Annotated in this window: 15 protein-coding genes; 10 read left to right on the top strand and 5 right to left on the bottom strand. The window is 66.5% G+C overall.

Going from position 1 to position 23,800, the window contains the following annotated elements:
- The first annotated feature begins 128 nt into the window (after positions 1-128).
- On the top strand, positions 129-1,424 hold the full coding sequence (locus FA89_RS13300) for an NAD(P)/FAD-dependent oxidoreductase (protein WP_036141089.1): 1,296 nt from the start codon (positions 129-131) through the stop codon (positions 1,422-1,424).
- 169 nt (positions 1,425-1,593) lie between these two features.
- On the opposite strand, the gene FA89_RS13295 is transcribed toward FA89_RS13300, so the two are convergent.
- On the bottom strand, positions 1,594-2,469 hold the full coding sequence (locus FA89_RS13295) for an aldo/keto reductase (RefSeq protein ID WP_036141087.1): 876 nt from the start codon (positions 2,467-2,469) through the stop codon (positions 1,594-1,596).
- A 102-nt stretch (positions 2,470-2,571) separates the two neighbouring features.
- Between FA89_RS13295 and FA89_RS13290 the strand changes: the two genes are divergently transcribed.
- Positions 2,572-3,351, top strand: a complete 780-nt coding sequence (locus tag FA89_RS13290) for an SDR family oxidoreductase (RefSeq protein ID WP_036141085.1) — start codon at positions 2,572-2,574, stop codon at positions 3,349-3,351.
- Between the two features lie 37 nt (positions 3,352-3,388).
- Here the strand turns inward: FA89_RS13290 and FA89_RS13285 are convergent, their stop codons facing one another.
- A complete protein-coding gene (locus FA89_RS13285) occupies positions 3,389-5,716 on the bottom strand; it encodes an ATP-binding protein (RefSeq protein ID WP_036141083.1) in 2,328 nt (775 codons plus the stop codon).
- Entirely contained in the window at positions 5,713-6,363 is a 651-nt protein-coding gene (locus tag FA89_RS13280) for a response regulator transcription factor (RefSeq protein ID WP_036141081.1), read from the bottom strand. The genes FA89_RS13285 and FA89_RS13280 overlap by 4 nt, the downstream gene beginning before the upstream one ends.
- Before the next feature lie 355 nt (positions 6,364-6,718).
- Between FA89_RS13280 and tviB the strand changes: the two genes are divergently transcribed.
- The 4 genes from tviB (at position 6,719) to FA89_RS13260 (ending at position 12,237) form a co-directional block, all read left to right on the top strand.
- A complete protein-coding gene (gene tviB / locus FA89_RS13275) occupies positions 6,719-7,987 on the top strand; it encodes a Vi polysaccharide biosynthesis UDP-N-acetylglucosamine C-6 dehydrogenase TviB (protein ID WP_036144289.1) in 1,269 nt (422 codons plus the stop codon).
- Complete coding sequence (locus tag FA89_RS13270; RefSeq protein WP_036141079.1) at positions 7,984-8,994, top strand: NAD-dependent epimerase; 1,011 nt, start codon at positions 7,984-7,986, stop codon at positions 8,992-8,994. The genes tviB and FA89_RS13270 overlap by 4 nt, the downstream gene beginning before the upstream one ends.
- Before the next feature lie 51 nt (positions 8,995-9,045).
- Complete coding sequence (locus FA89_RS13265) at positions 9,046-10,719, top strand: GMC oxidoreductase (RefSeq protein ID WP_036141077.1); 1,674 nt, start codon at positions 9,046-9,048, stop codon at positions 10,717-10,719.
- A gap of 117 nt (positions 10,720-10,836) precedes the next feature.
- Positions 10,837-12,237 (top strand): TIGR03013 family XrtA/PEP-CTERM system glycosyltransferase, encoded by a 1,401-nt coding sequence (locus FA89_RS13260; protein ID WP_036141076.1) that lies wholly within the window; start codon positions 10,837-10,839, stop codon positions 12,235-12,237.
- Between the two features lie 13 nt (positions 12,238-12,250).
- Here the strand turns inward: FA89_RS13260 and FA89_RS13255 are convergent, their stop codons facing one another.
- On the bottom strand, positions 12,251-12,934 hold the full coding sequence (locus tag FA89_RS13255; RefSeq protein WP_036141074.1) for a J domain-containing protein: 684 nt from the start codon (positions 12,932-12,934) through the stop codon (positions 12,251-12,253).
- A 112-nt stretch (positions 12,935-13,046) separates the two neighbouring features.
- Here FA89_RS13255 and FA89_RS13250 point away from each other — a divergent pair, with 112 nt between their 5' ends.
- Positions 13,047-13,775, top strand: coding sequence for a hypothetical protein (locus tag FA89_RS13250; protein WP_036141072.1), 729 nt, complete (start codon positions 13,047-13,049; stop codon positions 13,773-13,775).
- 420 nt (positions 13,776-14,195) lie between these two features.
- Here FA89_RS13250 and FA89_RS13245 read toward each other — a convergent pair whose 3' ends face one another.
- A complete protein-coding gene (locus FA89_RS13245; RefSeq protein ID WP_185754350.1) occupies positions 14,196-16,847 on the bottom strand; it encodes an autotransporter family protein in 2,652 nt (883 codons plus the stop codon).
- A gap of 363 nt (positions 16,848-17,210) precedes the next feature.
- Here FA89_RS13245 and FA89_RS13240 point away from each other — a divergent pair, with 363 nt between their 5' ends.
- Genes FA89_RS13240 through FA89_RS13230 form a run of 3 tightly spaced genes read left to right on the top strand, consistent with a single transcriptional unit; the run spans position 17,211 to position 23,788 of the window.
- Positions 17,211-19,256 (top strand): hypothetical protein, encoded by a 2,046-nt coding sequence (locus FA89_RS13240; RefSeq protein WP_036141068.1) that lies wholly within the window; start codon positions 17,211-17,213, stop codon positions 19,254-19,256.
- Positions 19,257-19,316: 60 nt separating this feature from the next.
- Positions 19,317-21,326, top strand: coding sequence for a hypothetical protein (locus FA89_RS13235; protein ID WP_036141066.1), 2,010 nt, complete (start codon positions 19,317-19,319; stop codon positions 21,324-21,326).
- A gap of 29 nt (positions 21,327-21,355) precedes the next feature.
- On the top strand, positions 21,356-23,788 hold the full coding sequence (locus tag FA89_RS13230) for a hypothetical protein (RefSeq protein ID WP_036141065.1): 2,433 nt from the start codon (positions 21,356-21,358) through the stop codon (positions 23,786-23,788).
- Positions 23,789-23,800 lie beyond the last annotated feature (12 nt).

The raw sequence follows: 23,800 nt of genomic DNA, 5'->3' as shown, positions 1-23,800 counted from the left end.
GCCGGCAGGTCGTCGTCGAAGGAGGATGGAATCGATCATGCAATTTATTTACAGGACGGGGCGTGTCTTCGCAAGCTGAGAACGATCCGCTCGGTAAGCTGCGGGCAGCCTGTTACGGAGACATTCCCATGACCCCAACCTCACGGACCGGCGCGCACCGCGTCGTCATCGTCGGCGGCGGCGCCGCCGGTATCGAACTGGCCACGCGGCTGGGCAGACAGCGCACCTTCGACGTTGCCCTGGTCGATCGCGATGCCAGCCACTTCTGGAAGCCCCGCCTGCATGAACTGGCCGCGGGCCTGCTCGGCGACGGCGAGGAAGCCGTGCCGTTCCTCGCCCACGGTCAGGCCCACGGCTACCGCTTCGAGCCCGGCGCGCTGCGTGGGCTGGATGCCGCGCGCCGCACGATCGACCTGGATGCGGTGCACCTGCCCAACACGGACGAGCTGATCCTGCCGCCGCGCTCGCTGGGCTACGACACGCTGGTGCTGGCCTTCGGCAGCCGCGTGAACGACTTCGGCACCCCGGGCGTGCTCGATCACTGCGACATGCTGGACAGTCCCGCGCAGGCGATCGCACTGCGCCGGAAGATCCTCGCGCTCGCCCTGCGCAGCGCAGGCGACCCGGAAAAACGGATCCGGGTCGGCATCGTCGGCGCGGGCGCCACCGGCGTGGAACTGGCGGCGGAACTGCACCACGCGTTCAACGACATGCATCGTTACGGTGGCCTGGATTCCGCCTCGAAACTGGATGTCACGTTGATGGACATGGCCGACCGGGTACTGCCGGCCGTCGATCCGCACACCTCCGCGTCTGCACAGCGCGTGCTGGAAGACATGCATGTCACGCTACGGCTGGGCGTGGGCGTGAGTGCCGTGGAAGCCGATGGGTTTCACCTGTCGGACGGCAGCGTGGTGCCGTGCGATATCCGCGTCTGGGCCGCGGGTGTTACCGGGCAGGACATGGTCGAGCGCCTGGGCCACTTCGAACTATCGCGCGACAAGCGCATCGTCGTCGACGAGCGGCTGGCGGCAAAGGGCGTCGAGGGCATCTATGCCATGGGCGATTGCGCCTATGCGACGACGACCGACCAGCGCAGCGTGCCGCCGACCGCACAGGCCGCACACCAGCAGGCGAATTATCTTGCGAAAGCACTGGCGACCGTCGCACGCGGCGGCGTGCCCTCCCCGTTCGTGTACCACGCCAAGGGCACGCTGGTCTCGCTGGGTGTACGCCAGGCCACGGGTGAATTGCCCTCGGGCCGCAAGTCGGTCATTCCCATGCGCGGCTGGCTGGCGAAAATGGCCTACGTATCGCTGCAGCAGATGCACCGCGCCACCCTGCACGGCTGGCCACGCGCCACGGCCCTGTGGCTGGCCGACTGGCTACGCAACACCACACTGCCGCCGGTAAAGCTGCACTGATGCGTTTCTCCACGTATGTGGCCACGACGTATGTCGCCGCGTTTTCGTGATCGCGCACATCGTGCGCTCCTACAGGGCGTTTATCGCACGTTCGGCACGTTAGGGATTCGAACGTCGAAGCGGCTGTAGGAGCCCACGATGTGGGCGATCTGCGATGCGTGAGGTCCGTTTACGGCGTATTCGGCGTTTTCACGGCGTGTTCGAGTGCTTCGAAGTCGTCCTGGGACAGGTTGAGGGCCGCGCCCTTGACGTTTTCCTCCAGATGCCCGGGGTCGCCGGTGCCGGGGATCGGCAGCATGACCGGTGAGCGCTTGAGCAGCCAGGCGATGGCCACCTGGCCGGTCGTGGCACCGAGCTTCTGCGCGATCTTCGACAGCACAGAGCCTTCCTTCGCCAGTTCGCCCGCCGCCAGCGGATACCAGGGGATGAAGCCGATGCCGTGCTTCTCCGCATAGTCGAGCACGGCTTCGCTCTTCCGGTTGCCGAGGTTGTAGAGGTTCTGCACGGTGGCCACCTTGAAGAACGACGCGGCGGCTTCGATCTCCTCGACATTGACCTCCGAGAGGCCGACGTGGCGGATGAGGCCTTCGTTCTGCATGTCGCGGATCACGCCGAACTGCTCGTCGCGCGGCACCTTGGCATCGATGCGGTGCAGCTGCCAGAGGTCGATGCGCTCCACGCCCAGGCGGCGCAGGCTCATCAGTACGCACTGACGCAGGTATTCCGGCCGCCCCACTGGGACCCATACGTCGGGGCCATGGCGCGTCAGCCCACCCTTGGTCGCGATCACCAGCCCCTTGTACGGGTGCAGCACCTCACGGATCAGGTCTTCACTGACGTACGGCCCGTAGCTGTCGGCCGTGTCGATCAGGTTGACACCCAATTCCGGCAAACGCGCCAGGGTGGCTTTGGCCTTGGCCCCGTCGGCAGGCTCGCCCCAGATGCCCTTGCCGGTGATGCGCATGGCACCGAAACCGAGGCGGTTGACCTCAAGGTCGCCGCCGATCTTGAACGTGCCGCTTGCACTTGCGTCGTGAGTTGTCATTTTATGACTCCCTGGATGAGAACGAGGAATGCGGAAATAGACATAGGTACGCCCGGCCGCTTTTAAAGGCCGTGGTGAACATCGCGCTTTTTCGAGGACACCATGCATCGACTGAACAACAAGACATGCGTCGTCACCGGCGCGGCACGTGGCATCGGCCGCGCCATCGCCGCACGTTTCCATGACGAGGGCGCCATCGTCATTCTCACCGATATCGACGACGTGACCGGAGCCGCCGCGGCGACCGAGATCGGCTGTCGCTTCGAACCCCTCGACGTACGCGAGGAAGCCGACTGGTCGCGCCTGGCCGGTCTCGTTCCCGTCGCCGATGTGGTGGTCAACAATGCCGGCGTCACGGGATTCGAAGCCGGCATGGTGCCGCACGACCCGGAGCACGCCAGCCTTGCGGACTGGCGGGAGGTTCACCGGGTGAACCTCGACGGCACCTTCCTCGGTTGCCGTTACGCCATCGGTGCCATGAAGGGCGCGGGAACGGGTTCGATCATCAACATATCCTCGCGTTCGGGCCTGGTCGGCATCGCCGGTGCGGCGGCTTACGCCTCGTCGAAGGCCGCAATCCGCAACCACAGCAAGACGGTCGCGCTTTATTGCGCCCAACAGGGCTGGCAAATTCGCTGCAACTCCGTGCACCCGGCGGCCATCCTCACGCCGATCTGGGAACCCATGTTGGGGCACGGTCCCGACCGGGACGCCCGGATGCAGGCGTTGGTCGCGGACACGCCGCTGAAACGGTTCGGCATGCCCGATGAAGTCGCTGCCATCGTCGCGATGCTCGCCTCGGATGAAGCGACCTATGTCACCGGAACGGAAGTGAACATCGACGGTGGGCTGCTGGCCGGGTCGGCCGCGTCACCCGGCTAGGTCGCCCCCCGCGCGAACGCGACACGAGCCAGTCACGTCACCCGAGGTGCCGGCCGATCGCCTCGATCAACGGTTGCGCCTCGTCGAGGCCGCCTCCGGCATCGAGCGTGTCTTCCAGGTCGCCGGCCAACGCCTCGATCGCATCGACACCGCACACCAGCGCCGCGCCACGCACGCGATGGACGTGATGTCGCGCAAGGGGCAGTTCGCCATCGGCCAGAGCTCGACGAATGACATCGAGGTCGTGGCGGGTTTCGTCGCGGAAGGTCGCATGCAGCGCGTCGGCGGTGGCCGGGGCATCGTCGCCCTGCTCCGCCGGCGTTCGCACGGGTGTCGCCAGGGCCGTCTTCAGCGCATCCAGCGACAGCGGCTTGCCCAGCACCGTGTCGATGCCGCTTTGGGCGCAGCGCCGTACGTGTTCCACGCCCTGGTTGGCCGAGATGGCGACGAAGCGCGTCGGTGCCACACCCGCCTCGATCTCACGGGCGCGCAGTTCGGCGGCGATATCGTAGCCCTGCATGTCGGGCAGCTCACAATCGAGCAGCACCCCGATGAAACGACCCGGCACGAACGTATCGATGGCGGCCTGCCCGTGATCCACGGCCTCCGTGGCGTAGCCGAGGAACTTCAGCTGCGCCGCGATGATCTGCCGGTTGGCCGGATGGTCCTCCACGAGCAGCACGATGCCGCCAGCCCGTTGGGGCGAGCGCTCGTCGCCGGCGCCGGTGGCCGGCACGGGTGTCGTGGTCGGCACGAGGCTGGTGGGCAACTCGACGCGCACGGCGGTGCCCACGCCGGCTTCGCTGTTGAACTCCAGGCGACCACCGAGATGGGTGGCGATGTCGCGGCATATCGCCAGGCCCAGCCCGGTGCCGCCCAGGCGTACGTCAAGGCGTCCGCGTGCCTGGGCGAACGGCACGAACAACTGCCGCTGGCGACTCGACGACACGCCGATGCCGGTGTCGAACACCTCGATGACCAGGCGGCGGACACCATCGGCATCGTCACCGGGGCCCTGCCACAGCGCGATGCCGACATGCCCGCGTTCGGTGAATTTCACCGCGTTGGCGAACAGGTTTTCCAGCAGCTGCCGCACGCGCACCTCGTCGACCAGCAGCCAGGGCAACGGCCCCATCGGCAAGTCCAGCCGAACCTCCAGGCCCTTGGCCTCGATGGCCAGCCGCTGCGAGGCGATGGCCTCGCGCGCCACGGCCTGCACGTCGCAGGGCACCGGATCGGGGGTGAAGCCTTCGACCTCGGAGCGGGTGTAATCGAGCGCACTCTTGAGCAGGTTCTGCAGGTTGCGGCTGCTGACCTGCGCAATGGCCAGCAGGTCGCGCTGGGGCCCGTCCTGCGGCTGTCGCGCCATCAGGTCGATCGACGACGTCACCGCGTTGACCGCATTGCGTACTTCGTGGCTCATCACCGCCAGCAGCATCGTCTTCTGCTGCTCGCCGCGCCGCGATGCCAGCTGGGCGCGGCGCAGCTGCCACAGCGCGAACACCAACGCCGCGACCAGGGCAGCGCCCAGGCCGATTTCGACGCGATAGGTGGTCAGCACCTGCGACCACGTCGGCGCGCGCAGATAGGCGGTCTCCAGCCAGCGCTCGATCACCGCCTCGTTGTCGGCCGTGGACAGGCCGCGCATGCTCTGTTCCAGGATCGTCAGCAGCACCGGCTCGTCGCGCTGCACGGCCACGCGCACCGACACCGCCATCTCCGGCACCGTGCCCGCCACGCGCAGGCTCTGCGCGTAGTCGCGGCGAACGATGGGGTAGTAGGCCACGTCGATACCGATGGCCGCATCCGCGATGCCGCTCTCCACCGCCGCCAGGATCTGGTGGATGTCCGCCAGGGGCAGCCGCGTGATCGAGGGGTGCTCGCGCTGCAGCCAGGCCTCGTACTGGCCACCGCCCTTGAAGGCCACCGTGCGGCCCTGCAGGTGCCACAGGTCCATCGTGGCCGGCCCCACCGTCCGCGTGACGATCAGCGTGCGACCGACATAGAACGGCGAGGAAAGCAGCGCGGATGTGCCCAGGTCGGCGGTGAGCAGGCGATCGGAGGTGGAAGGCAGCACGTCGACCCGATGCGCCTTGAAAGCGGCGACCGACTCGGCCCACGAGGCCGTTCGCACCGTTTCGAAGCGCATCCCCGCCTGGCGCGCCGACAGCGCAAGGTATCCATTGACCAGCGGATTCGCGTTGCCGGCACCGACGTCGGCGCGTAGCTGGGGGTCTAGCGCGATGCGCAGCACGGGATGCGCACCGACCCAGCGACGCTGCGCTTCAGCGTCGGGCACGTCCTGTGCGATCGCCAGCGCCGCACACAGGCAGCCAGCGAGGGTCCATGCGATCCGTCGCATCATGGAGGATCGGTACCCAATGCGCGGATGTAATCCTCCATCTTGTACAGCGCATTGTCGGATTTGATGTCGAGCTTGCGGAACGCCGCCGATTTCTGTGCGCTGATGGTCTTCATGCTGCGGCCGAACTTCTCGGCGATCTGCGATACCTTCATGCCGTCCAGCAGGCAGCGCACCACCTCCCACTCGCGCGGCGACAGCTTGACCAGGCTGGTCTCGGCGGAACCGCCCGCCCGCCGCGGCGGCAGGTACACGCGGTTGGTCATCACCGCGTCGATCGCCTGCACCAGCACGCCCGGGTCCTGGCTCTTGGCGACGAAACCATCCGCACCGGCCTGCAACAGGCTGTGTACCACCAGGCCTTCGTCATGCGCGGAGACAACCAGGATTTTCAGCCTTGGGTAACCGGCGCGCAGCAGGCGGATCAGGGCGACGCCGTCGATGTCGTCGAAAGCGAGTGAGTAATCGATCAGCGCGACATCGACCGGCTGTGCCGCCAGCAACGCACGGAAAGGCCGGCTGCTCGAAAAGCTGCCGAGGATGGCGATGGAGGGGGACGTCTCCAGTTGCGCGGCCAGCCCTTTGAGGACGAGCGCATGGTCGTCCAGCAAGGCCACGCGCACTGAGCCCAGATAGCTTCGCGCGGACATGAGTGGACCAGATGGGTGCTGTAGTCATATGCCCACCGGCTATCGATGGGACCAAGGGCAAGATATCGCGGTGACCGTGCCTTGTAAACGCTTGCTTCACACAACAATCGATACTGCGCTAGCGATCCGTTCAGCCTGACGGCATCGGCCATTTGTCCACCCACGTAAGCCATACAGGCAAGCCGGGGGTGCGTTGCTACCCTTTCGTCGCCCCGTCATGGGGTTTTCCGGGCCACGCATGGGGATGGACGCTTACATGGATACCGCAAGCCGAACACGGGCCGATATCGCCGCGAGCGAGCCGCCGCACGATACACGACCTGCCGACGAAGCCACGGCGTTGCCTTGCGACCTTCTGCAAAGTGCCCGCATCGGCGTGATCGGCCTGGGCTACGTCGGCCTGCCGCTCGCCGTGGAATTCGGCAAGCGCTACGCAACCCTCGGATTCGACATCCACTCCCGCCGCATCGATGAACTTCGCGCAGGCCGTGACAGCACGCGGGAAGTGGACGCCGACGAACTGGCTACCGCGACACGGCTGCGGTTTTCCGACACCCCCGGCGACCTCGCCGACTGCACCATCTACATCGTGACCGTACCCACGCCGATCGACGACGCACGCCGGCCCGACCTGCATCCGCTGCGCATGGCCAGCGAGTGCCTGGGCAAGGTGCTCAAGCGCGGCGACATCGTGGTCTATGAGTCCACCGTCTACCCCGGCTGCACCGAAGAAGTGTGCGTTCCCATCCTAGCGACGGTATCCGGCTTGGTGTTCAACGAGGATTTCTTCGTCGGCTACAGCCCGGAGCGGATCAATCCCGGCGACAAGACCCACCGGGTGACCGATATTCTCAAGGTCACTTCCGGGTCGACCCCGGCTACCGCCGATACGGTGGATGCGCTCTATCGGTCGGTGATCGCCGCCGGCACGCACCGGGCCAGCTCGCTGAAGGTGGCCGAGGCGGCCAAGGTCATCGAGAACACGCAGCGCGACCTCAACATCGCCCTGGTCAACGACCTTGCCATCCTGTTCAACCGGCTGGGCATCGATACGCTGGACGTGCTCGAAGCCGCAGGAACGAAGTGGAATTTCCTGCCGTTCCGCCCGGGCCTGGTCGGTGGCCACTGCATCAGCGTCGATCCCTACTACCTCACCCACAAGGCGCAGCAGGTCGGCCACCATCCGGACGTGATCCTGGCCGGGCGCCGTACCAACGACGGCATGGGCCCGTACATCGCCGGCGAAGTCATCCGCCTGATGGTGCGCAAGGGCATCAATCCCGTGCACGCGCGGGTGCTGATCCTCGGGCTGGCGTTCAAGGAAAATTGCCCGGACCTGCGCAACACCCGCGTGGTCGACATCGTCGCCGGACTGCAAGGCTACGGCGTGGACGTGGACGTGCACGATCCCTGGGTGCGTGCCGACGAGGCGCGCCACGAGTACGACATCGTGCCGATGGAGGCGCCCGCGCACGGCAGCTACGACGCCGTCGTGGTGGCGGTGGCCCACCGCGAGTTCGTCGCCTGGGGCGTGGAAGGCATCCGCGCCTTCGGCAAGGCCGCCTGCGTGGTCTACGACGTGAAGTACGTGCTGCCGCGCGCTGCGGTGGACGGCCGCCTGTGAAGGTGCTGGTGACCGGCACGGCGGGCTTCATCGGCTCGCACGTGGCCATGCGCCTGCTGGCCCGCGGCGACGAGGTGATCGGCCTGGACAACCTGTCCGACTATTACGACGTGGAGCTGAAGAAGGCGCGACTGGCCCGCTTCGGCGACCATCCGCGCTATACGCACGTGCACGCGGATCTCTCCGACCGGACGGCGATGGAGGCGGTGTTCGCCACGTACCGGCCGCAACGCGTGGTGCACCTGGCCGCGCAGGCCGGCGTTCGCCACGCCGCCACGCACCCGCATGTCTACGTCTCCAGCAACGTCACCGGTTTCCTCCATGTGCTGGAAGGCTGCCGCCACCACGGCGTGGATCACCTGGTCTTCGCCTCCACCAGTTCCGTCTACGGCGCGGATACCCATATGCCGTTCTCGGAACGGCAGCCCACCGAGCATCCGCTGACGCTGTACGCCGCGTCGAAGAAAGCCAACGAGCAGATGGCGCACAGTTACGCGCACCTCTACGACCTGCCCTGCACCGGCCTGCGCTTCTTCACCGTGTACGGCCCCTGGGGCCGCCCGGACATGGCGCTGTTCCTGTTCACGCGCGCGATCCTGGCCGGCGAGCCGATCCGGGTGTTCAACCACGGGCGGCACACGCGCAGCTTCACCTACGTCGACGACATCGTGGAAGGCGTGCTGCGCACGCTGGACCGCCCGCCCCTGCGTGATCCGCAATGGTCCGGCGATCACCCCGAGACGGGCAGCAGCGGCGTGGCGCCCTACCGGATCTACAACATCGGGAACGAGACTCCCGTGGCGCTGCTGCAGTACATCCGTGTGCTCGAGGACTGTCTCGACCGCAAGGCGCACATGGAACTGCTTCCCCTGCAAGCCGGCGACGTGCCGGACACGGAGGCGGACATCTCGGCTCTGGTCCAGGCCACCGGCTATGCCCCCGGCGTGGACGTGCGCGCCGGCGTGCGGCAGTTCGTCGACTGGTACCGCGGTTACTACCACGCCTGACGCGCGCCGCTACGCCCCTCCCCCCGCTATGCCTTACCCTGGAGATGCGCCGTGATCCTCGATTACCTCGATCGGTCGGCACCCAACGACCTGCACGCGGACCTGTGCATCATCGGTGCCGGCGCCGCGGGCATCGCCATGGCTCGGTCGTTCATCGGCTCGTCGGTCACCGTCTGTCTCGTCGAGGGCGGCGGCACGCATGGCGAGGAAAGCAGCCAGGCGCTTTACGAGGGCAGCGCATCGGGCGACGTGCCCTTTGATACGGCCGGCTCGCGCATGCGCGTGTTCGGTGGTAGCTGCACGCTGTGGGGTGGCGGCTGCATTCCACTGGGCGACAGCGACATGACGCCACGCGACTGGGTGCCCGACAGCGGATGGCCGTTGCGCCATGCGGAACTGGCGCCATGGTACGAAAAGGCCCGTGATTTCTGCCGGATCGACTCCGCCCGCGGCTTCACCGACGGCACGTTCGACGGGCCGCCGCCGCGCAAGCCGCTGGACCTCGATCCGGAGGTGATGACCAACTACATCTTCGCGCGCAGTCCGGTGCTGTTCGGCGAGGCCTACCGCGACACCCTGGCCCACGCCGACAACGTCACCGTGCTGCTGCATGCCAACCTGCTGGAACTGCGCGCCAACGACACCGCCAGCCATGTCACGGAGGCGCGCATCGGCTCCCTCGACGGACGTCGCGGCCGCGTCCGCGCAAGGCACTATGTGCTTGCCGCGGGCGGCATCGAGAACGCGCGCATCCTGCTGCTGTCCGATAGCGTGGCCCCGGGAGGGCTGGGCAACGCGAACGACCTGGTCGGCCGCTATTTCATGGATCACCCCAGCGGCACGCTCGGGGTCGTCCGCTCGCCGCATGTCGACCGCCTTTCCCGCCCCTACGAGCGCAACATCCGCAACCAGCGCGCGCCCTTGTCGGCGGAGATCGGCCTGTCGACCACCGCCCAGGGCCGCCATCGCACACTGAACGGACGTGTCCATCCTTTCGCGATGGAGGGCGAGGTGCCTGCGGGCATCCGGGCCCTGCGCGACCTGCGCGCCTCGCTCAGGAAGCCCGTGCACAATGAGGGCGCCTTGCTGGAGGCACGCTTGAACACCGCGCTGCAGAACGGCCCCCGAAGTGCGGCATCCGCCGCACCGCCGCATGCGGCACTTCATGCGCTACGGCTCGGCCTGCACTTCGGCGACGTGCTGAGGGCGCTCGCGCAGAAGGCCCGAGACCATCCCGTCGTGCGCAGCGAGCGGGTCGCCCTGGTCGGCTTCTTCGAACAGGCCCCCAACCGCGACAGCCGGATCACCCTCGACGCCAGCCGCGACACGCTGGGCCTGCGGCGTGTGCGGATGGACTGGCGCCTGACCGACCTGGACAGGCACACCTACCGCACCCTGACGCGACTGACCGGCGATCGCCTGGCCGAGGCCTGCGAAGGCCACTTCGAACCGGCGCGCTGGACCGTCGATGCCGACCTGCCCGTGGAGGTGCACGGTACGGCGCACCACATGGGCACGACGCGCATGGCGAACGACCCGACACAGGGCGTCGTCGATCCGGCCTGCAAGGTGTTCGGTGTCGGCAACCTGCATGTGGCGGGCAGTTCGGTGTTTCCCACCGGCGGCTGGGCGTTCCCCACCTTCACGCTGATCGCGCTCAGCCTGCGCCTGGCCGACCGGCTGCGCATCCTGTTGCAGGCGTGCGAATCTGGCGGCCTGGGCTGACGCGGACGGCCATACGGCCTAGCCACACGATGACCGGAAGTGCAATCGACACCCGGTCGCCGCATGCCTAGCCTTCGCTCATCGGCACGTCGATGTACGACATGCGAGGGGACTACCATGATGCGTTTGCTACGCCAGCCGATCGTGCGCTGGCTGACCCTGATGGCCTGTTGCGAACTGCTCCTGCTCGCCGCGTCGCTCAACGTCGCCACCTATATCCGTTTCGCGCCGTCGCCGGACGATCTGGCCGCCTCGACGCAGACGCTGACCATGCGCGCGGTGATGTTCGCCCTGGTCATCTTCCTGGGCATGGCCGCCCTGGGCGAATACCGTTCCACGCTGCGCATGAGCTGGCGCGGCCAGATGGCGCGCCATGCCATCGCGTTCGTCTTCGGCGGTCTGGCGCTGGTAGTGGGCTATTACGTCATTCCGCAGGCGTACGTGGGACGCGGCGTACTGGGCATGGCCCTGCTCATCGGTTTGCTCGCCACCGCGGCCTTCCGTGCGCTGTTCATGCGGCTGGTGGAACTGGAAGCCCTGAAGCGACGGGTGATCGTGCTCGGCGCCGGACAGCGTGCCGCCCAGATCCACACCCGTATGCGCCGGCGTTCGGATCGTCGTGGCTTCTCCCTGTTGGGCTACGTGCGCGGCGCGAACGAGACCGTGCTGGTGCCGGCCGAGCTGCTGCTGGACCCCAGCGAAACCCTGGCGGCCTGTGCACGACGCCTGGCGCTGGATGAAATCGTCGTTGGCGTGGACGACCGCCGCGGCGGCTTGCCGATGGACGACCTGCTCGCCTGTCGCCAGCTGGGCGTGAAGATCACCGACCTCACCACGTTCGTCGAGCGCGAGGCGGGCCGCGTGCAGCTGACCATGCTGGACCCCTCGTGGCTGGTGTTTTCCGCGGGGTTCAATGCCTCGCCCCTGGCGCTGTTCGTCAAGCGGGCCTTCGACATCGGCGCGTCGTTGACCATCGCCGCGTTGTTCTGGCCGGTCATGCTAGGCGTGGCCCTGGCCATCCGCCTGGAGTCGGGACGCGGGCAACCGGTGTTCTACCGGCAAGAACGTGTGGGTGAGAACGGCCGCCCGTTCTGGCTGTACAAGTTCCGCAGCATGCGCACGGACGCCGAGATCGACGGCGTGGCGCGTTGGGCCCTGAGCAACGACGACCGGATCACGCGGGTCGGACGCATCTGCCGCAAGCTGCGCTTCGACGAACTGCCGCAGCTGTGGAACGTGGTGCGCGGCGATATGAGCATCGTCGGCCCCCGACCGGAGCGACCGCAGTTCGTCTCGGACCTGGAAACCAAGATCCGCTATTACAGCCTGCGCCACAGCATCAAGCCCGGTCTGGCCGGATGGGCCCAGCTGAGTTACCCCTACGGTGCCTCGGAAGAAGATGCCGCCGAGAAACTGAAATACGACCTGTTCTACGTGAAGAACCACAACCTCTTCCTGGACATGGTGATCCTGATCGAAACCGTGGAAGTGGTGCTGTTCGGCCGTGGCGCCCGCTGAGCACCCCGACGCGTCACCTCGGGGGACGAGGCGACGACGCGTGCAGGCCGTGCAGCGGCGAGCTGTACCAGTCGCTCAGCCGATGGCGATCGAAGCTCAACCACGATGGCCCGTACTCCCAGCGGTCGTCGAGGCGCCGGTCCGGCTCGCCCTCGATGGCCAGCACCTGGTCCTCGTCCATGCCCAGCGCCAGGTCGGGTACGCGCGTATTCAAGGGCACATCCCCACGTGGCGCCGGGAGATAGGGCCCGACGCTTTCGTTGTCGCGGTCGGACACCTCGGCGGCCGGCATCAACGACCATGTCATCACCGCCACACCGACCAGGCCGATCGACAGCCACCATCGCGCGCTAAGCGTTCGCGTGGGCAAAGACTCCGCGGCGACCGTCACCGTGGCTTCGGGGACGCCGTCCGCGACGATGGCAAGCGGCTCGGGCACGGCAACCGCGCCCCGTTCCGGCAGCGGCGCGCCCGGCAGGCGTCCATGCCGCCGGTGAAACACCATGGCGGCGGCGTACTGGCGGGTGAGCCGTTGCATGCGCCGCGTGGCGAGGGCATCCGCGCGGCCTTCGCGCCGGCGGTCCGGATGCCATTGGGCCACGTAGCGCCGATAGGCCTGCTTGAATTCGGCCAACGTGCAGCCCGGCTGCAATTGCAGCCGCGCGTACAGGTCGACGAAGTCGGTTTCATCCGCCACGTGCCATTCCCCTTCAGGCGTCGCGCGCGACGTGTGTCAGGCAGGCGGTCCGCAGCATGCAGCGTGGCGCAGCCGCGCCCGTATGACAAGTACGACTTTTGGAAGCACCGCCATGACATCGCCCTATCGTTCCACCCTCTGGATAGCCGCGTTGCTGGTGGCAAGCGGCGGTCGCCTGCACGCCGACGATCGTCCGGGTCCTTCCCTCGGCGCGCACGTGTTCCTCGCCCAGGGCGAAGGGCTGGGTGTAACGCCCGCGACCACACCCCCCGTGGATACGCAGCGCGATGGCAGCCTCTTCCTCGTGTTCAACGCGGGATATGCCAGTAACGACGGTGCGCCACACGACACCTACGGCAATCGATGGGTGCCGTTGGGGCAGCCGCAGACCTACGCGAACTACGGCGATCGCTTCGCCGTGCGTGCCTATGTCGCCACCGACGGCAAGGGCGGCCCGGCACATAGCCTATCGATCGACAAACACGGCGAGGCAAAAGGCGAACTCTCCCTGCCCTTCGTCGAGGTACGTCACGCGTCGCGCGTGGCATCCGTTGCGCGCACCTACGCCGGCGACGCACTGCAGGTGACCAGCGGTACGGTGACCGTGGATGGTCCGGCCACTCTGCTGGCGTTCTGGTGGGGCGACGGCGGCGTCAAGCGCATGCGTGTCAGCCCGGGCGACGGCTTCACCCTGATCGACGCATTCGTGCAGTTGCCCGACGAAAGCGGCGTGCAGGGTGCGGTCGCGTGGCGACAGGTCAACGCGGCCGGTACCTATCGCGTCCACTGGACCGTGGCACCCGTGCAGGGCGCGGCCTTATGGTTGATCGCGGTGCAATAGCGCCCACCAACGTCCGGAACCGGACAGTCAAAAACGGCAGCGCGAAGGCAACGCGTTATGTCGCCAGCACCATCCTGGCGTGGTGTCCGCCGCATCGGCAAGTCGCGTTCGATGCTGTCCGGAAATGGACGTCCACACCTACAACCAAGGGATTATTTTCTTATGCGTGACAGGCAGATAGCCTGAACCCTCGATACCGCCGAGCCGCAACGAAACGTACGTGACAAGGACCGTGCAAGGAGCACGTCGGCGCTGGCGACACGGATGTCGCACAAAGACCGGATGCACAGCGCAGGATGTCACGAAGGACGTGGCGGAAGCCATGCGGTTCGCTCCGCGGCCCGGGGGTATCGACGAGGTGAGGCCGTTGCCTCCACGGGATGTCGTTGCCGCGACATCCCGTTTTTTTTGGTCGCCCGCCTAGAAGTTCACCCGGATACCCAGGTTGCCGGCCCAGCCGCGCATGCCGTAGCCGCCGACGAAGTGCTGATAGTTGCCTTCGCCGTATAGCTGGACACGGTCGCTGAGCTGGCTAACAACGCCCGCGGCCACCCTGTAGGCGTTGCCGACCTTGCCGGAGCCGAAACGATCGCGCGCATTCCATGCCTCGCTGGTCACCGTCGCCATCGGATCACCGTTGCTGCTGTGCGAAACATCCACGCTGGCATACGGCATGAACTTCGGCTGGGCGGTGCGGCTGATACGACCACCCAGCACCGCGGTGGTCTGTTTCGCGGTGCCCAGACTGATGTCCAGCCCATCCGCATCGGTGAAGTCGCGGAAGGCCAGTTGCTGGTGCTTGAGCTGGAAGCGGGGCTCCACCGTCCAGTCACCGCCGAGGGCGATCGGCAGGCCCGCTTCCACCGACATCGTCCAGCCATTCGCGCGGATGCGACCGACGTCCGCACCGCGCATGTCGGTGCCGACGTCGCCACGATAGCGTGTCGAGCCGAGCACGCCGTCCATCCAGAAGCCGTCGCCGTGTTGCCAGGTGATCCACGCTGAGACACCGTTCGCGTTGTATTTCGCGGTGCTGTTGCCGTCGGCGGCCTTCGGCGTGACACGGGTGGTGCCGCGATCCGCCGCCCAGCCAGCGCGCAGCGTGCCGTTGTCGCTGTCGAGGGCGATGAGGCTGCCGCCGAGTTGCAGCGCATTGACCTGCTGATCGAAGTCGTAGCCATAGCGTTCGAACGACAGGTTGGAGCTGTAGCGCAGCTGGCCGCCGAGATAGCGCGCGAACACCTCGCCGCCCAGCGGACCGGTGGACGAGCCCTGACGGATATCGCCGAGCCGCTGGTGGAGCCCGTCGCTCATCATGTCGCCATAGCTGAGCAGCGCCGCCGGCGCGGAGAGGTACGACGGCACCTGGGGCACCACGGCGATGCGTGTGCCCGGCGGCTCGGGGCGAACCGGCTCGCCACCGTCACCGGGATTGCCCGGGTTGCCCGGGTTGCCCGGATTTTCTGGTTCGCCCGGATTGACCGGGGGCTCCACCGGCGGCTTGCCGGGGTCGACTGGCGGGTCGATCGGCGGCTTCCCGGGATCGACGGGCGGCTCGACCGGCGGATTCCCGGGATCGACGGGCGGGTCCACCGGCGGGTCCACCGGGCCACAACCGCCCTCGCATACGATCCGGCTACCTAAACGGTAGTCCCAGTTGAGGGTGCCATTGGCGAGCAGATTCTGTGCGGGATCGGTCTGCCCCGGCCCAAAGGCATGCAAGGTGTACTGATAGGGACCGGCCGCGACGTAGCCGCCGCGCAGGGCGAAGGCATCGGCACGTGACGTGCCGGCGACCTGGACCAGCGACATGCCCTCGCCGGCGTCGACCAGACCGTTGGCATTGGCATCGGTGTCGGCGCCGGCGCCGCGTGGCGTGACGACGATCTCGGTCGGACCGGTGGTGGTCACCGAGCCCTCCACGAGCAGGCGATCGGTCTCCTGGCCGACGAGCGGGCCGCCGGCATTCATGGTCACGTTGAGGCCAAGAACGCCACCGCTGCCAGTGAGGTCGCCAGCGACGTCCACCCGGCTATGCGCGGTGCCGGCACGCGACGTGAAAGCGACGTTGCCGCCGGACAGGTCAAGCGAGCTCAGCGACGAATCGTTCGAGACATTCCAGGTCGCGGTCGATGTGAGGGCCATCGTGATGTCCCCGCTCGTCGCCCCTGCCATGGCCGAGCCTTCGCTCAGGGCGAGCGAGAGCGACGAGCCGTCGGCCACGCGAACATCGCCCCGCACGAGGCTGCCGCCGAACACGTCGATATCGGCCGTGCTGCGCACGCCCAGGTCGATGGCCGTGCCGCCGCCACCGACGATCTCGCTGCCGCCACCGATGTGGACCACGGCGTCGGTCGACTGGTTGCGAAGGGTGTCGATCGAGATGCCGCTGCCAGTCACTCCCTCGACCCTGGCGCCATCGAGTTCGAGCAGGCGGGTACTCGGCAGGATGACACCGTCGCCACGATCGTCCTGACGAATTCGTACACCGTGCAGCTGTCCGGTCAACGAACCGCCCTGGACCGACGCACTGCCGAGGAAAACCGCCAGCCCGACACCGCTCGCACCGGTCCCGCGGACCTCGGAGTCGCGCAGCGTCACCGTGCCAATCCCGGGCAGGTAGTTTTGTGCCACGAACACGCCGTAGGTGGATCCGCTCAGCACGCTATTGCTGATATCGACGTTACTGGGCATCGCAGGCGCGCCGTTGGAGGGAGCGATGCCGACGAACAGGGCTCTGCCGGTGACACTCTCTACCCTGGCGCGGGTGAGCGTCGCGGAGCTCTGGCCGGTCAGCGCAATCGCGTCGGACGCACTTGCGCTCACGTTGCCCGCGTCGATCCGCACCGACGATGCGTTCGCGGCGATCGACAGCGCCGCCGAAAGCGGTGACAGGCTCAGCGACGCGCCGTTGCGCAATATCCACGCTTCGGCTGCTTCACCCGGCACGACGGTCTTCGATTGTCCGGCGCCCAGTTCGCCAGCAACAGCGACCCCTGCCATAGGCAGGTAGCAAGCCGTCATGGCCATCCATAGCGGTGCCCTTCGGACACGATGATGCAGGGAGCTCATGACTTTCTCCGTTATTCCAGTGAGTCGACGGGTCGCGAGCACCCTTATGGTGTCCGCGAATCTCAGCCGCCTATTGCAGCGGGTGCAGACACGCTTCGCCATGGGGCGTACTCCTAAAATGCATGCCTCTGTTATGGCATGAGACGGAGTGGTTCATTTCCCTTGACGGCGGCTTTCCGCTGGCGATCGCGATGCAATTTCGGATACCTGGACGCTATGTGGCGGACCGCACTGAAAAAGTCAGTCATGCCGTGGGCGCGCCTACAACCTTGTGTCTATGGTCGTCGTGCCGCCCCCGACCTTAACCTGCGTCTATCCCGTCCGGACGTTCCGGCTCGGAGCTTTACCCCAAAGGAGTCGACCATGGACGGATCGAGCAACAAGCGTTATCCCGCGGTGCGCCGCGAGCGGCTACCGGCGAAGGCGGTGTATTCCGGCATCGGGCTATCGGGCATCGGTACGCAGGTATATACCGAGCCCCTCATCATCGATCCAGCGGCGCTCGCACCGCTGCCGCCTGATGGCAGACCGGACAACCTGCTCCGTGCGAGCACGAAAAACGAGGTGATCGTCGTGACAGCACCGCTGCCACTGAACGCCGACGCCGGTGACACCGTCCAGGTGAGTTTGAACGGCACGCTTGTAGGTACGCCGCTCGACGTCGAGGCGTTTCTCGACGACGAGATCATGCGGATCTCGATTTCGGCGGAGGACCGCGCGACGGTGCCGGAAGGCGTCGTCCGCATCAACTACCAGATTGCCTTCGTCTCCGGAAGCGGCGGTGTCGAACCGGGTCCTGATGGACAGACCTACATCACCGACTACACCGCTCCCGGCCTCCCCTTCCTGGGCCAGTTGGTGTTTCCAGACGAAGTGGTGACCAACGGTGTAACCCCTGCCGCCTTGTCCCGCGATGAGGACGGCAACGAGTACCTGGCCGCCCGCGTTCCCAGCTACAAGGACCTCGCCCCGGGCGACATCATCGTCGGCCTGGTCGACAGCCGCTCGGAAGTCCTCGATCCGGTCAACGTCGGTGCGAGTGACATCGAACTGCGATTCATGCGCAGTTTTATCGAAGAACAAGCCGACGGTAGAATGGCGTTCTCGTACAGCGTCAGCGACCGCGCCGGCAACGCCTCCCTACCGTCGCAGCCCGTGATACTCGAGGTGCTGCTCGAAGGCGCCATCCCGGACTTGGAGGCGCCCGGGGTGCCTGCCTATGATGAGGATCCGGTTGGCGAGCAGATCATCGACGAAGAGGACGCCCGTGCGGCCAGCGGCGTGATCGTGGAGATTCCTGCCAACACGGGCATCGTCGTCGGCGACACCGTATTGCTGCACTGGGGTAGCCAGGACATCGGCCCTGTCCTCGTCCCGTCGATTGGCAACGATCCGGTCGTGACCATCGGCGTGCCCTACGCCGCCCTGCTCGCCGAATGGGCTGCGAACAGTGACGGCCAGGATGTTCCTGCTACCGTCGACGTCGGCTACGATGTCTTGCGTGGGAACCTGGTTGCCGGCAGCGCGCAGACGCCCGCGGTCGTCGAGGTCAATCTCTATCAGGCCGGTGGCGTGGACCCCGACCCCGAGACCCCCGAGAACGAGAGCCTCGAGGCGCCGACACTCACCAGCGCCGGCGGCTCCGACAACGAAATCCCGCCGGAAGATGCCGAGAAGAACGCGACGATCACGATCCCCTGGCTGCAAGCCGATGGGGAGACGCCGGTATTCCTGATCGGCGATATCGTCACGCCGGTCTATGGGACATACGACGTACCGTCGCTGACCATCGAGGCGGAGCCAGCCGAAGACCTCACGATCTCACTTCCCGTAGTCCTCATCATCGCCGTCGGTTCCGGCGCGATCGACCTCTACTATCGCGTGGAGCGAACACTGGCCGGCGGCGGCAGCAATACCTCGCGCTCGCCGATCACGGTCGTCACGGTGCACGGCGCGGACGAACTCCCCGGTGGCGGCTCGCTCCCCGCGGGAACGATGCCGGAGGCGGTGGGCACGGCCCCGGCACAGCCGGACCGCTTGTTGATCGGCAAGGTCGAGGCGAAGGACGGCAGCGACTTCATGATCCCCGCGTACGTCAATCAGCGTGCAGACGACACGGTCACGGTCACTATGCGGGTCTTCCGCTCGTTTTACTCCAGCGGTCACCCTGCGGACAGGCCGTCGGCGGACAACCGTGACGTGACCAAGTCGTTCACGGGTCCGATCTCGCCGCCGATGCAGCTGGTCGTGCACCTCACGGAAGTCGAACTGATGCGCTTCGACTATCCAACGCAGGCTCTGCACGCTCATCTGACCTACACGGTGACATCGGCCCAGGCGCCGGACCGTCCGGTCACGTCCGACGTGCTCCTCGTCGATCTTGATCCCCGCGGCGATCTGCCCGGCTGAAACTGCAACACGCATGCTGGGACCGTCGTCATGCGACGGTCCCAGGCGCACGGAGGCGCTATGCATGACGACACCGAACCGCGATCCGCTCCTGATGCCTTCAGCCCACGGCTGGTCTTCCCCGAAGCAGCACTTGCCCGCCTGCCCTCCTATCTCGCTCCCGACCATTTGCTGAAAGCATCGGTCCGGGACGAGGCCATCGTTCTCAGCCTTCCGTTCCCGCTTTCCTACGACGCCGAACCCGGGGATACCCTGCAGCTGACGATCGATGAGCGGCGCGTCGGTGACATCACGGCGCTCGATCGGCATCAGCCAGGCGAGACGCTGAACCTCGTGCTGGCCGCGGCTGACCGGCCCCTGAGCTCCGTCGAAGACCGTCGCGTCGTTCGCATCAACTACGAGGTGTACTACGGTTCGGGCAGCGGCAGCAACGAGTATGGCCCTACCGACCAGACGTTCATTACCGATATCGTACGGCCCGGCCGCGATTCGCTCGCAGCGCTTTCGTTCGACCCCCGCGTGATCGCCTACGGTGTGACGCCCGACACCCTGGTGGATGACGGCACGGGCAACCGCCACCTGCCCGCCATCGTCAAAGGCTATGCCACCTCCGCGGCGGGCGACTGGATCCAGGGGCGTATCGACGACGATCCGCTGCTGCTTTCCGACATCTACGAGTTGCGCGAAGCCGACGTCGGCACGGATATCGAAGTGCGGTTTCCGGCCGCCTTGCTGGAAACGATCGATGGCGGACGTCACGCGTTCAGCTATCTGGTCGCCGACCGCGCGGGCAATGTGTCACAACAGCCGGCCAGCGTCGATCTGGACGTGCGGCTGTCCGAGCATATCGATGACCTCCTGCCGCCCACGGTCCCGGCCGCTGCGGATGGCCTCGTCACCAGCGACGATGCCCGCGTCGACGGTGGCGTGACGGTCGTCATCCCGGGCAATGCGGCGATCAGGGCGGGCGACTTGATCGTATTGCTCTGGAACGCGCATGTGTCAGTGCCTATCCCCGTCCTGCCGACCCAGGAAGGCAGGGATCCGCTGATGCTGCTCACCTCGCCTTACGACGATGTGTACACCGACTGGTTGGCGGCGAGCGGTGACACCGACCGCAATGTGCCGGCATGCGTCGACTACCGTGTGGAGCGCGGCGTCACCGTGATCGGTACCCCTACGGAGCCCGCACGCCCCGCCATCAACCTGTTCGGGCCGGGCGGTTCGGATCCCGATCCGTTGACGCCCGTGCACGAGAACATGCCGTTGCCCGACGTGCGTGGAGCGAGCGGCGATCCGGCCAACGTGATCCGTGCGGAGGACGTGACGCAGGACGCCACGGCGACCATCGTGTGGGAAATACCGGGGGCGCCCGGCATACAGGCGTTTGCTGCCGGCGACCGCATCCAGTTGTTCTGGGCGGACGATCGCATCGGTGCGGATATCGTCGTGGGCGACCCCCGGCGTGATGTCGTGCTGCGCATACCCAGCGAGGTCCTGCGTGCGCACAGTCCCGGTACCTGGCCGGTCCGCTATACCGCCTCGCGCGCGCTTGCGACCGTCCCGTTTTGCAATGTGGCGATGTCACCCGATCGATCCGTCAGCGTCGAGGACTACCGCCAGGTGCCGGGCGAAGGCGAGCTCTTGCTCGATGCCACGTTCGTGGAGTGGGTCGGATCACGCGTGTATTCCATCACCCTCAGCGACGTGATCGACGGCACGCCCGTGCGCATACGGCTGGACCAGCCGAGCGTCGGCGCGGGCGACGTCATCCGCTGGCGCTTCCAGGGGCTGGGTGAATCGGGTGAGCCGATACCTGGCACCGATACGTCCGGCGAGCACGAAATCACGGCTTCCGACATGTCGTCCCGGCCCGACAACACCTGGCCCAAGCCGCCACCCAGCAGCCCGCCGAGCGTGAATCGCGCCTATGTGGACATCACCGTCGACGCCGGATTCCTCCTGCCGATCGTGTTCGGCAGGGCGACCTTCGACTACACGATCAGCAACGCCGTCGGCACCGGATTCGCCAAGCAGGACGTGGTTTACGTCGACGTACGCACGCTCTGAAGTCCTGTTCCATCCTCAAGGAGATCGTCATGCCCATCCTCAATGGTGTTTTTACCGGCCTGCCCGCACCGCTTATTCACGAAGTCGAAAACAACGGCGGCCTCGGTGTCCGCGATGTGGGCGAAGGCGCGGTCGCCCCGGTCACCGTCATCGTCGGCCCCTGGGACCTTTTCAAGGACGGGGATCAGGCGCAGATTCTCTGGGGCGCCGCCCAGACTGTCGTCGGCGAGCGTGACATGTCCGCCACGGATGCCAACAAACCGATCCCGGTGCCGGTGTTTCCCGAAGGAATCCGCGCGCTGGGCGACGGTGTTCACGACGTTTTTGTCCGCGTCGTCTCCGCCCTGGGCAACCCACAAGTATCGCCACCGCTGACCGTGCGCGTGAAGACGAAACGACCGGGAGGGGTCGACACCCAACCGGACACGGAAACGATCAACGAGAACCTCGCCATCGCGCTCGTCCGCCCTTCGCCGCTCATTGGCGACATCAGCGATGTACGGGTCGTCGTACCCAGCTACGAGAACGTTGCCGAGGGCGACCGCATCCGCGTGTCGTGGCATGGCAAGTTCGTGGACTTGGCTCCACTGACAGGTGCCGACCTGGGCAAGAGCGAGTTCGAGATTCCGATCGATGAGGAAACCATTCGTTCGGCCGGCGGCGGCGACGCGCAGATCACCTATCGCATCCTCGACCTGGTCAGCAACAACTCGCTGTGGGCACCGTACCGGGTGGTCGATGTGCCGATCGACGACCCGGATGCGCCCACGCCACCCTGGGTCGAGGGCACCGTCGACGACGCCGGGCTGGTGCTGCGGCTGGTGGATCTCGACCGGAATCCAGTGACCGTACTTGCCGAGGCGCATGGCGGCAAGGCGGGCGAACGTATCTTCGTACGCTGGGCCGGCGTCGCGGCCGGTGAGCAACCCGTACCCCCTTATGAGACGGCCTGGAAGTCGGTAACCCGTGACAATGGCACCCTCGCCTTCCAAGTGCCGTACGAACAGGCGGAGGTGCTGGGCGAGGGTCGGGTCAGCGTCTCCTACACGCTCGAACGTACCTCGGGCGCGCGGGTGGTGTCGCGCCGGCGCAGCATCAGCGTGGAAGGCAAGGCGGTCGGTCTGGACCTCCCGTGGGTGGAAGGCACACCAGGCAACGTGCTGGACGCAGCCGCCCACCCTGCCGGCGCACTCATTGCCGCACCATCGCAGCCCGAGCGCATACCCGCCGGCAGCCTGGTCACCTTCCGCTGGAGCGGCAACCTGCAGGGCGAGGCCAGCGGGTACGCGGATGGCGTCAACGATACCTACGGCGTGCTTCCCTATGAGGACATCATCCAACTGGTCGGTGGTCAGGTCCGCATCTCCTATCAGGTGGAGACGTTCGGTACGGAAAATGTCGTTTTCGCCATCAGCGAATCGGACCCGATCACGCTCGATGTCGTCAACAGTGCGGCGGCGCCCGACTTGTCACCACCGTCCGTGCCCGAAGCGATCAACGGTGTCCTCCCCCTGAACACGCTGCTCGCCCACCTGGTCATCCCGCGTCTGACCAGGGGAACCTCGGTCGAAGCCAACATCCAGGGACGGGTGCCGTTCAAGCAGACGATCCCCATCGGCAACCCCGCCCAGCCGCCGAGTTTCAATCTCACCTCAGCAGGCTTCATCCAGCCCAATGCCAACAGCCAGGTGTCGGCGACCTACACCGTCACCGCGCCCGGATACAGCGCCACATCCAGCGCTTACAACTTCGTCATCGGGTCCGTGGCCAACCTGCCCGCGCCGCGCGTCCCCGAGTCCAGCGATGGCGTGCTCGATCCCTTCTATGTCGGCGGCGCCATCGAGGTTGACGTTCCGTTCGACCCGAACGACATCCATGGCGGCGACACGGTTACCGTGTCCGTGGAAGGCGTGCTCGGCGATACCCGGCCCACCTGGAGCGACAGCCGTGCGCTGACCGCAGCCGATCTCAAGGACCCCATCGTCTTCCAGTGCCCGGCGACGACGCTTCAGCCTGTCGATGGCGGTCGGGCCATGTTCCAGTACTCGATAACGGCGGCCAATGGCATTCCCCGGCCATCGGAAGTCCTTACGCTTGCCGTCCAACGTGCGTTGCGCGATTTGCGCGCACCGACCGTGCAGCAGGCCGAGGGATCGCAGCTCGATCCGTTCGACGCACCCAACGGCGTCACGGTGAAAGTGCCGGCAAACTCGCAAATCAAAACAACCGATGCCGTCACCGTCGCCTGGACGGACAGCACGACCGGAGCCGACCCGCGTGGGTCGTATGTGACCGCGGAGCAAAGCGGAAATCCGGGCGGTATGACGTTTAACGTGCCGTCTAGCGTGCTGCCCTTCAACTTTGGCGACCAGGTTAGCGTGAGCTACACGGTGGTTAGGAATGGCACGCGTAGCACGTCGCCGACCGCGTTCAGTCGTTCATTCAACAAGGCGCAGGAGTAACCACCCGTCGAT

It is taken from the genome of Luteibacter sp. 9135, from assembly GCF_000745005.1.
GTDB lineage: Bacteria > Pseudomonadota > Gammaproteobacteria > Xanthomonadales > Rhodanobacteraceae > Luteibacter.
This window is presented reverse-complemented; position numbering and strand designations above follow the sequence as displayed.

What these genes read in the sequence shown, in the direction of transcription:
- FA89_RS13300 (WP_036141089.1), top strand. Translation starts at nt 129, where the DNA reads ATGACCCCAACCTCACGGACCGGCGCGCACCGCGTCGTCATCGTCGGC.
- FA89_RS13295 (WP_036141087.1), bottom strand. Translation starts at nt 2,469, where the DNA reads ATGACAACTCACGACGCAAGTGCAAGCGGCACGTTCAAGATCGGCGGC.
- FA89_RS13290 (WP_036141085.1), top strand. Translation starts at nt 2,572, where the DNA reads ATGCATCGACTGAACAACAAGACATGCGTCGTCACCGGCGCGGCACGT.
- FA89_RS13285 (WP_036141083.1), bottom strand. Translation starts at nt 5,716, where the DNA reads ATGATGCGACGGATCGCATGGACCCTCGCTGGCTGCCTGTGTGCGGCG.
- FA89_RS13280 (WP_036141081.1), bottom strand. Translation starts at nt 6,363, where the DNA reads ATGTCCGCGCGAAGCTATCTGGGCTCAGTGCGCGTGGCCTTGCTGGAC.
- FA89_RS13260 (WP_036141076.1), top strand. Translation starts at nt 10,837, where the DNA reads ATGATGCGTTTGCTACGCCAGCCGATCGTGCGCTGGCTGACCCTGATG.
- FA89_RS13250 (WP_036141072.1), top strand. Translation starts at nt 13,047, where the DNA reads ATGACATCGCCCTATCGTTCCACCCTCTGGATAGCCGCGTTGCTGGTG.
- FA89_RS13245 (WP_185754350.1), bottom strand. Translation starts at nt 16,847, where the DNA reads ATGAGCTCCCTGCATCATCGTGTCCGAAGGGCACCGCTATGGATGGCC.
- FA89_RS13240 (WP_036141068.1), top strand. Translation starts at nt 17,211, where the DNA reads ATGGACGGATCGAGCAACAAGCGTTATCCCGCGGTGCGCCGCGAGCGG.
- FA89_RS13235 (WP_036141066.1), top strand. Translation starts at nt 19,317, where the DNA reads ATGCATGACGACACCGAACCGCGATCCGCTCCTGATGCCTTCAGCCCA.
- FA89_RS13230 (WP_036141065.1), top strand. Translation starts at nt 21,356, where the DNA reads ATGCCCATCCTCAATGGTGTTTTTACCGGCCTGCCCGCACCGCTTATT.